This window comes from Nocardia farcinica (genome assembly GCF_029867845.1).
Lineage (GTDB): Bacteria > Actinomycetota > Actinomycetes > Mycobacteriales > Mycobacteriaceae > Nocardia > Nocardia farcinica_A.
Genome location: NZ_JARWRU010000065.1, coordinates 1 through 1,521, shown reverse-complemented (window position 1 = coordinate 1,521; position 1,521 = coordinate 1). Strand labels below are relative to the sequence as shown.

Below are 1,521 nucleotides of genomic sequence, written 5' to 3'. Positions count from 1 at the left end.
GGGACGTCGGCGCGGGACAGACGCCAGGCGTGGTCGGCGCGGGCGGCGATGGCGCGCAGGGCGTGCTGCCAGGCGTCGTCGAGGTCGGCCTCCTCTTCGCTGTCGATCAGCCTTGTGGCGTAGCCGAATCGGGCGACGAGGGTGGGGCCGGACGCGGTGTCGGCGATGTGGGCGTCGACGGTCAGCGCCGCCGTGAGGGGCATGTCCGGGTCGAAGGCGCCGTAGTGGTCGTAGTCCTCGCCGGTCGGGGCCCAGGCCAGGTCGGGCAGGGCCGAGAGGTCGACGCCCGCGCGGCCGAGGTTGTTGAACGCGATCTGCGGGGCGGGCGCGGCGGCGAGCCGGTCGCGGGTGGGGGCGTGCAGGTGGCGCAGCAGGCCGTAGCCGATGCCCTTGTCCGGGATGGCGCGCAGCTGGTCCTTGACGGCCTTGACCGCGGCGGGCGGGTCGGCCGGGTCGATGTCGGTGAGGTCGAGGGCGACCGGGTAGGTGCTGGTGAACCAGCCGACCGTGCGGGACAGATCCGCGCCCGCGGCCAGTTGCTCCTCCCGGCCGTGGCCCTCCAGCAGGATGCCGACGCCGCGGTGCTCCCCGCCCCGCCGGCGACGCCGGTCGAGGACGGCCAGCGCGAGACCGGCGAGCAGGGCGTCGTCCGTTGTGCCACGGACGGATTCGGGCACCGCGTGCAGCAGCGCGGTCGTCACCTCCGGTGGGATCGTCACCGAGATCGCACCGGCGGTGGCGAGGGTGTCGAGCGCCGGGTCCAGCGGGGCGCGGCCGAGCAGCGGCTCGTCGGATGCGCTCATCCGCTGCCACAGCGGCGCTTCGGGTTCGCGGGCAGGCGCGGCGTCGGCGAGGGCGTGCGCCCAGCGGCGCAGGGAGGTGCCCGGCGCGCGCAGGTCGGCGGGCTGTCCGGCGGTGATCCGCTGCCAGGCGGTGGCGAGGTCGGGCAGCAGGATGCGCCACGACACCCCGTCGACGACCAGGTGGTGGATGACGATCAGGGCCCGGCCCTGGGCGGACACGCCGGGCTCGGGCAGCAGGCACACCACGTCGACCATGCGGCCCTCGGCGGGGTCGAGCCGGTCGGACGCCTGGCGCAGGGCCGATTCCACGAGGGCGGTGAAGCCGTCGGTGCCCGGTTCCTCCCCCGCTCCGAAGGTGCGCACCTCGATCACCTCGGCCGCGTCGATCCCGCCCGCGGGTGGCACCAGCAGGTGGTCGTCGTGCCAGCGGGCGCGCAGGGCGTCGTGCCGGTCGAGCAGAGCCTGCACGGTGGCGGTCACATCGGCGGGGCGGGCATCGCCCGGCAGGCGGACCAGCACGGACTGGGCGAAGCGGTCGGCGCGGCCGATGTGTTCGGCGAACCACCGCAGGATGGGGGTGGCGGGGATGTCGCCCACGCCGCCGCCGGGCAGTTCCGCCAGTTCCGTCGGGTTCGCCGACCCGGCGACCCGGGCCAGGGCGCGGACGGTCTTGCGTTCGAAGATGTCGCGGGCCCGCACGACGATGCCAGCGGCGGCG

General features: G+C 75.7%; 1 protein-coding gene. It reads right to left on the bottom strand.

Annotation, left to right across the window (positions count from 1 at the left end; genetic code table 11):
- The coding region (locus QH283_RS01040) for a condensation domain-containing protein (RefSeq protein WP_280501143.1) at nucleotides 1-1,521 on the bottom strand (1,521 nt) is incomplete at both ends.